We start from the raw sequence: 8,741 nt of genomic DNA on the forward strand, positions 1-8,741 counted from the left end.
CCGACATCTCAAAGGGGAACCGACATCTCAAAGGGGAACCGACATCTCAAAGGGGAACCGACATCTCAAAGGGGAACCGACATCTCAAAGGGGAACTAAAAAACTGTGAAAGCGTTTAACAGTGAAGAAGCCCCTAGGCTGACAAATTGGAGTCCGCTCTGTCAACCTGTCATTTGGAAAATAATTGATGAATCCCCTTGTTTTTATCCTCTTATTAGTTTCATGTACAGATGATTTTAATAGTTGCTATTCGAACAATACAATGGTTAAAATCTATCCCACGGCTCAAGCTTGTGAACAGGCCATGGTCCCGTCCACAAAAAAGTTTGCACTTTATGGACAACAAATTTTTGCTCAATGTATAAACGTACAACCCAGTTTACATCAACAAGAAGTAAACTTGATCTGGTCTGTAACAAACCATGGAAATTTCCTGCTTAAAAGCCAAAACGTAAAGGACAAGCTGTCTACAGTACACAAAGAAGATATTTTACCAACATCGCTTCCTCTTTTACATTCTTCTTCCACAAACCTCTTGCACAAAAAACTTTAAAAGCATAAACCCATCAGATCTCAAAAAAAATAATCAATGAAAGACATGATGGATAATAAGCGAATGCACCCTTCAAAAGACCATCACACAGAGCAAAATTCTCTGCCTCAAGATCTCCCTTTAGACCCTGCCGTAGAACGAGTGAGAAAAAAACTTATGGGTTTAATGATTATTTCCGTTTTAATAACGCTTTTCCTTATTCTAACCGTACTGTTTTTAATTGTTTATAAAGTGATAAAAACCGGATCAGCGCCAAAACAAACAGAGCTATCTTCCTCTCTCAGCAAAAACCCACACGTTATCCATCATACGCTCTCTCTACCGGAAAAAACACAGATTTTGTCGCAAAGCCTCTCAGAACACAATATTGTACTGAAAGTTTTAACCCCTGATGGACAAACAAAATTTATGATTTACAATTATCATACCGGTGCACTTGTCTCCATTCTTTCTGTTGAAACAACAAAAGAGAGAGCGAAGATAATGCCTCATTAAGAAAACTAACATCAATAAGCGCTGACATAGCATTCTGAAGGTTTAAACATTTTCTGCAAGCCGGCATTATCACACGCTTTACCAACTCGTGGATGTTGCCCACAATCCTTGGCGCTAGAGAGAGTTCATAAGAGCCATTTTTATTCCTTCTTATACAAATTTATCCACACGGGCTCTCCCCGTTTGCAACGTGCAAGCGAATGGTTTTTGTTGATCCAACATGGAACAAATTTGGAAATGAGAGAATTCTAGGGGTTTAGGGGCCCTCACCTAACATTCAAAACAATGAATTATTATTATAAATTAATGTGATAAGTCTTAAATATCCACCACACGGGCGACGGCGCGTTTTTTACTGTATCCCCTCACTTAAATCTTGGAAAAGAAGAAACCTTTCTGTCAACGCATTCCCATTTTAAGAAAATGACATCACTTGGGAAAAGCTAATAAACGTGCAAGAAATACCTCTTCTTGAGTGCAAAAATTCAACATATTAATTTATAGTGATGATTTATTTTGCATGTCAAATGAGAACCTCAAATACTGTAAGATTCTCCCTTTCAAATCTGTTCGTAAAAAACTGAATCAAAATCATTTCCTCACATATCCCAGCAAGGAAATGGATGAATAAAATACCTCTTATGAATGATCAGGTATCAAAAGAAGAACTGTTGCAACATTGAAAATTAAAGCAATAACGCCCAGTTTACATCTTTTATTAAGCAAAGATAACCGATGGATTTCACATGATAGAATTCATGAACACCAGTGCGAAATGGGCATGAATACATTGAATATAAGTGTGAATTAAATAAAACAACGACATTGCGTTCTTCATAAAAGAACTGCCTCTTAAAATACACGGATGCGGTTTTCTCTGTATTCCCTCACTTAAATCCCAGCAAAGAGGCAATCTTTTCTGTCAACAGCCTTCGTTAAGTCTCAATACAGCCCCGTGAACATTCAAGGAAAGTGCAAGAAGCTTCTTGAGCATATTATAATTTACTATCATGATACCAATAACATCACCACAAGCGCTTATACAGCACCCTTCAGGTTTAAACATTTCCCTCTGCCTCAAGATTGACCACTTGAGCGACGACGCATCTTCCCCTGTATCCCCTTACTTAAATCTCAGCAAAGAGGCAATCTTTTCTGTCAACAGCCTTCGTTAAGTCTCAATACAGCCCCGTGAAAACTCAAGGAAAGCGCAAGAAGCTTCTTGAGCATATTATAATTTATTATCATGATACCAATAACATCACCACACAAGCGCGCTTACACAGCACCCTTCAGGTTTAAACATTTTCCTCTGCCTCAAGATTGACCACTTGAGCGACGACGCATCTTCCCCTGTATTCCCTCACTTAAATCCCAGCAAAGAGGCAATCTTTTCTGTCAACAGCCTTCGTTAAGTCTCAATACAGCCCCGTGAACATTCAAGGAAAGTGCAAGAAGCTTCTTGAGCATATTATAATTTACTATCATGATACCAATAACATCACCACAAGCGCTTATACAGCACCCTTCAGGTTTAAACATTTCCCTCTGCCTCAAGATTGACCACTTGAGCGACGACGCATCTTCCCCTGTATCCCCTTACTTAAATCTCAGCAAAGAGGCAATCTTTTCTGTCAACAGCCTTCGTTAAGTCTCAATACAGCCCCGTGAAAACTCAAGGAAAGCGCAAGAAGCTTCTTGAGCATATTATAATTTATTATCATGATACCAATAACATCACCACACAAGCGCGCTTACACAGCACCCTTCAGGTTTAAACATTTTCCTCTGCCTCAAGATTGACCACTCGGCGACGGCGTGGTTTTCTCTGTATCCCCTCACCTAATCCAGGCAAAGAAGAATCCTCTTTTGTTGCTGTTTTTGTTGCTGTTGATGCATCTCCATTGCTAGAGCTTTCTGCTGTTGTAAGTGAAAGCTCAAGAGATGATTCATCTTGAGTCCGTACAGTACGTCGACGAGGAGAACGACGTATTTTTTTGACAGGTTCAACATTTTTCTCAGAGAGGCAGTGCTCTTGATCTGTTTTTTCATCCGATAGAGCCTCTAAAGCGTTTTCACGCGCATCCCCATTTTGCGCTTTATCATATTGGCCATTGCCATTTTTTTGCGACGACATTTGTAATACATCTGTATCACCCTCGACAGCATCCTTTTTTTCACCATCAAGATTTATTTCACCGCATTCTTGCCCATTGTTTTCATCACGATTTTCGTTTTCATCACCACGATTTTCATCACGCCGAACCGATTGAGACATTTGCCCAGCTGCTGCTAAAATAATACGCAAATAGTGCTCGGCATGTTGTAAATAATTTTCCGACATAACACGATCACCTGCACCTTGTGCATCACGCGCAAGGCTTATGTATTTATCGGCAATTTGCTGAGCATTCCCGCGAATTTTAACATCCGGACCGCTACTTTCATAATTGCGAGACAACGGATTAGGACCGCGACGATTATTATTGTTATTACCATTATTGTTATTATTGCGACCGCGTACCCGTCTATTTTGTTGTGGCCTCATCTTTATCCCTTTTTGGAGTGTTTGTCTTATGTGTGTCTTAATTGACGCTTCCTCATTACATTATCTTTTGATAATGCTGATCATGTTTAACATACGATTATCAAGCTATCCGCGTTTATTTCACTCAAACGAACCCTACTGATATTGATAAAAGCATATATTTTCTTGAAAATCACAAAACAGCAGGGAAATCGTAAATCAAAAATTCCCTTTTTCTCTGTCAAACAGCAGAAACCTAATGATGTTCACGTAAAATGCCAAGTGTTTTTTTTAAAATAAACCATATTTCACTAAAAAAAATAATTATCTTGTGGAAAACAAAAAGGAAAACACACATATAACACACCCGACAAAGAAAAAATTCCTGCCAGAGAATAGTAGAAGCTTCCTTTTTTGCTCTAAAACCACCGCTCCTAAAAACGCCGATATCCTCTACCCCCTCGTGCATTTAACTCACAAGCACTTCCATCCCAACGAGTCACTGCGCGAACCTCTTTATTTTATAAATATAGCCTCTCTTCATCGCTAAAGCAACCCCTTGCGAGCGATAATCCACGATCGCCTCACAAAACCTCTTAACTTTTATAGATAGATTAACACGAAGTATTATTCAAGCCCTATAATCACCAAGAGATCAATCTTCTTTCCCAAACAAGTCAATGATACTATCAATTTTTATTTTAACCCATAGAGTTTTTAAGTTAATCACAGTTTTTATTTATAACAAATTGAGCTTAAAAACAAAATATTTAAATACAAAAAAATATCAAATTATGAAAAAAACGACCAATATGTCACACTTTTTTAAAAATCAGCTTCTTCTCAAAAAAATACCCTCCTCAAAGCCTATCAATAAGAATGGCCTAACGTATTTCCTTACTTATCTTTTCTGATAAAGAATTTTCTGATAAAGAAAACTAGAATTATAAAACAAGCACATTTTTAAACCCAGCACAGCGCTTTACGCATGAAGAAGCGGTAAATGTTTATAAAAGGAATGTTTTTTTACTCATTTTTGTCATGTCTATTGACTTACACCCTCAAAGAAGGAAGATTCTCAAATCACACTGGTCTGTCAACAATGAAAATACTTATAAAATTCATACACTGAATTGATTTGTAATGATAATTCATATTTTTTGTGTTGAGTAAGAAAATTAATACCGTAGGATTTTTCATCCTCAATCTGTTTGCTGTTGAATCAATCTCTTTTTCTTGCATGTTACACGTAGGAAAACCTGCGTGGAGTAAAAACAATAAAAAAGACTAAAAGTGCCTCTTATGAACCCTCTCTAAGGCTAAGGGGCTGTCGAGAGGCACCATTGGGAGCGAGCAAAGTGTGAGATAGTACCGGCTTATTCTTTGTTTAAACCATAAAGATGAACTTGCTTTATAAATTTTATACATTTCATGATGGTTTTACCATTATACCATTCACCAAAACCATTACGAAATGGATTTCCCACACTCGTTATTTCCCTTTAAAAAGCGCAACAAACCCTCCTGAAACTCCACCCCGCCCCCTTAAATATTTCAAGGAGGCCATCCATACCTTATGTCGCCACACCTTAAATAAGAAGTGCGATATAACAAGATAAATAAATCAAGCTGCTATTGGTCATGAGGCAGATAGTCATTTAAGAGGCTTTTATCTTTTTATCAAAATTCGCATCCTTTTAACTTTCCATATAAAAACTTAAAAGTAATTGCGCCTTTTGCCTGTTTTATTTTCTCTTTCATTCAGAAAACAGTCTCGTAAGAGAAAATAATTTCCATCCCCAGGACGGACCCTCGTCAAACATTGTTTTTTAGCACTATCAGAAAGCTTATCCCACATTTCACGAATAGCAAAATAGGCCTCACTTTCCAAATTAAGACAATGCTGATAAACCTCTCTTTTCATATCGGGCATAACGGAGGCAGAAATTTCCTTGCAATATACGCGTAGATCAAAAACAGGAATAACCAATTCAACGGGTGCTTGTTGTGTTACTTTTTTATGAGAAGAAAAATAACTAACCACCTTTGCAACAACAAAACACAAAAACACTATACAAAAAAGTATTATGCAAACAAAAGCAATCTTGCGATATAATCTTTTGAAATAAGCCTTTTGTCTTGCTCGGATTCTTTTTTCCATAAAGATTGTACCCTTTAATATCCCAAGAGAAGCTTTTACAGCAAAAAATGATAGAAGTATCTGTGTACACAATACAGGTTATAGCCGCAAACGATCAAGACTCTTATGTCAAAAGACTCTCTTTTTTACCGTATAATTCTTATCGTATATAATTCTTATGAAACACTTTTCTCATGCCCTTTATGAAAAAATAGGGCTGATGATTTTCTCTCACCACTTTTAAAGACGAAGATTCTTCATCCATGCGGATCTATAAACAATTCGTCTTTGTTAAGACATGTCATATTGATTTATAAAGAATATTTATTGTTTTACATGTTGAATGAGAAACCCGAACACCATAGGATTCTCTCATCCGAAGTTTGTTTTCTATTGAAACAATCAAAACCATGTTGCTTACAAGTTACAAGCGGAGCTAGCATGTGGATTAAAAACTGTATAAGAAAGGCATATGCCTCTTATGAATCGTCTCACGAACCAAGGCTGTCGTAAATATTGGGAGCTAGAAAATACAATAATGGTGCGGGCTTGCCTCTACATAAGCGTAAAGATGGGAGTGCTCAATGGATTTACCGTTATTCACCACACAAACACTTCATATATAAAATCTTATACGCCTTCTATTACCGCCCCCTCAAAAAGCAGTCGCTAAAACAAGATAAGAGATTATAGATGTAAAACTCCTAACAAAAAAGAATGGACTTTCTAATCGAGATCAACAAACACTGTTAAAGACACATTTGCATTTTTGACCATGCTGGCATGTATGATAATGGCCCTTCAAATGCGCCACCATTTTATGCTTCACCTCATATCATTCTCCGTCAAACAATCACAAAGATTCTTTAACTATTCAACGCCCCCCAACCAAAGCAAAGAAACCAACCCCAGACGCCTGCATTTTTATTTGAATCTTCCCTATTGGGATAAAACACACAAGAATTTAAAGATTTCACTGCAAAATGAAATCACAAAATACAATAATGAGAAAAATATCCAAAGCCATCTCAATAACAAATATATAGCGCCCCTGTTATTAGAAAGTAAAAAAAGCCGCACCATTTAAAGGCGCGGCTTATGAATAGAGATATAACTAAATAAAATACAAAAGAAATCAATAATAAATACTTATACACAAAACGTATAGTATTGCAAGCTTTTTAATTATATTTATAAAAATATCCAAAAAGAGTATAAATAATGATACATTCGTATTGAGGAGAGCTGTTTATAACAATACACTTTCTAAAATAAAAACGTATCAAATAAATCAAAATACTTTGTAGCTTTATCTCAATATAATCCATGAAAAAACACACATGATTTAAGTCCATAATTATAATAAGACCCGTTCTTTTACGCTTGTAAAAGCTGGTTTTTCTTAACTTACATTCACCACTTCAAAAGATGAAGATTCTTCACCCAATCTGATCTATCAACAGCCCAGATTGCATCGGGGTCCATTTGGCTTTCTCACATGTGATTGATTTAAACTTAAAGCTCAACAAATAAGCCTGCCTTAAATATTTGCCACGCCCTTTAAAAAACACTTTTTGTATCATGGAAGCTCTTACAAAGAGACTTGCCTTATATCATCACACCTGAAAGGACAGTCTTTACAGCATAAACAGGATAAGACAAATCAACAACCGCTTGTACAATCTTGTCTGATAAGAAAACAAGTGAAACGTTAGCCTTCAAGCCTGCTCCAACAGTACAGCATTTCTCTTCTTTATAAGAAAAAACACAACGATACGCATGATTTTTTTATAGGCATTTTTCTGCTTTTGTCCTTTTGGCAATTAACATTTTCTTTTTATGGGATTTTTAACAAATTAAAATTGCGAGGATCTGCACTTTTTCTCTTTTAAAAAAGCGTAAAAACCGCAAATTATTTATAGAGTTAAAATCATCAAACGCTCTATCCAAAAGCTTTTTAAAATGATTGCACGATTTTTTATCTTTTTAAAGCTTCTTTTGCCATGCGTTTCTATTTGGGCATGGCTCCTTGCTCTGTAGGCTTTAAAAACTTACCCTTAGATTTCAATATGCGCCCTACTCTCCCCAACAACGCATGACCAACTTATCCAGCAACAACGCTTCTCTATCAATTTTTACCATTTTTTAACATCTCAAACAGAGTGCAATTCCAATCCCCACCGAAGATATAAATCAGGTTTATCTCATCTATAGCTTCAACCCATACATATTGTTATGATCACTCTTTTCTATTTTTCCTTATCTAACAAAGAAGAAATCTCTCTAGAATGCTCAACACTGATGTTTTGAGTAACACTACTGTGTATTTCTAGCGGCTTATGTGCTGTAAATTTTGAAATAAAAGAGCTGTAGTCTATTTTTGGCGCCTCGTATATTGGAGAAAAAAATATGTCTCCAACGGACGATGATTCTGTTTTAATTTCTGGTGCGCTCACAAAACTGTTTGGTGTCGTTATTCCACCACTCACAACACTATTAATACTGTCTTGCTTCTCTTCTTTCTCATTTTTTTTCTGTTCGACATTGATAAGATCTAGAGCATTTAATTTTTTTTCTAAAGCATCCATGCGCTTTGCAATTTTTGTAATATCTTCATATGCTTTCTTCAACAATGCGTTTAAAGGAGCATGTCCCATTCTTCCGCTAGCATAAAGAACCACACGAATACATTCCGGATCATCAATATCAGAAATAGAAAATGGAAAAAGTGCCATTATATCCCCCTTTTTGATAAGCTAAACGCGTATTAAGGCATTTGCATCTCTTTTTTCGTTGTACGGCTCTTGCATTTCTCAGAAAACCTCAGAAAACCTCAGACAACCTCAGAAAACCTCAGACAACCTCAGACAACCTCAGACAACCTCAGAAAACCTCAGACAACCTCAGACAACCTCAGACAACCTCAGACAACCTCAGAAAACCTCAGACAACCTCAGACAACCTCAGACAACCTCAGACAACCTCAGACAACCTCAGACAACCTCAGACAACCTCAGACAACCTCA

General features: G+C 36.7%; 5 protein-coding genes and 1 pseudogene. 3 read left to right on the plus strand and 3 right to left on the minus strand.

The genetic code is table 11. From position 1 onward, the window contains the following. The first annotated feature begins 187 nt into the window (after window positions 1-187). Together ACFINX_RS04685 and ACFINX_RS04690 are read left to right on the plus strand one after the other, a co-directional pair. Window positions 188-553: a hypothetical protein gene (locus ACFINX_RS04685; protein ID WP_375613650.1), complete on the plus strand. Its 366-nt coding sequence runs from the start codon at window positions 188-190 to the stop codon at window positions 551-553. Window positions 554-598: 45 nt separating this feature from the next. After that, a complete protein-coding gene (locus ACFINX_RS04690; protein ID WP_375611689.1) occupies window positions 599-1,048 on the plus strand; it encodes a hypothetical protein in 450 nt (149 codons plus the stop codon). Window positions 1,049-2,822: 1,774 nt separating this feature from the next. Here the strand turns inward: ACFINX_RS04690 and ACFINX_RS04695 are convergent. Together ACFINX_RS04695 and ACFINX_RS04700 are read right to left on the minus strand one after the other, a co-directional pair. After that, window positions 2,823-3,596: a DUF4167 domain-containing protein gene (locus tag ACFINX_RS04695; protein WP_375611688.1), complete on the minus strand. Its 774-nt coding sequence runs from the start codon at window positions 3,594-3,596 to the stop codon at window positions 2,823-2,825. A gap of 1,696 nt (window positions 3,597-5,292) precedes the next feature. Further along, on the minus strand, window positions 5,293-5,736 hold the full coding sequence (locus tag ACFINX_RS04700; RefSeq protein WP_375610680.1) for a hypothetical protein: 444 nt from the start codon (window positions 5,734-5,736) through the stop codon (window positions 5,293-5,295). Between the two features lie 451 nt (window positions 5,737-6,187). Between ACFINX_RS04700 and ACFINX_RS04705 the strand changes: the two are divergent. Next, a pseudogene (locus ACFINX_RS04705) lies at window positions 6,188-6,324 on the plus strand (integrase); the annotation flags it as partial. Between the two features lie 1,640 nt (window positions 6,325-7,964). Here ACFINX_RS04705 and ACFINX_RS04710 read toward each other — a convergent pair. Next, the gene (locus ACFINX_RS04710) at window positions 7,965-8,450 is read right to left on the minus strand and encodes a hypothetical protein (RefSeq protein ID WP_375611687.1); all 486 of its coding nucleotides are present in this window, start codon (window positions 8,448-8,450) and stop codon (window positions 7,965-7,967) included. Window positions 8,451-8,741: the final 291 nt, after the last annotated feature.

It is taken from the genome of Bartonella sp. AP36NXGY, assembly GCF_042195865.1.
In the GTDB taxonomy this organism is placed as follows: domain Bacteria; phylum Pseudomonadota; class Alphaproteobacteria; order Rhizobiales; family Rhizobiaceae; genus Bartonella.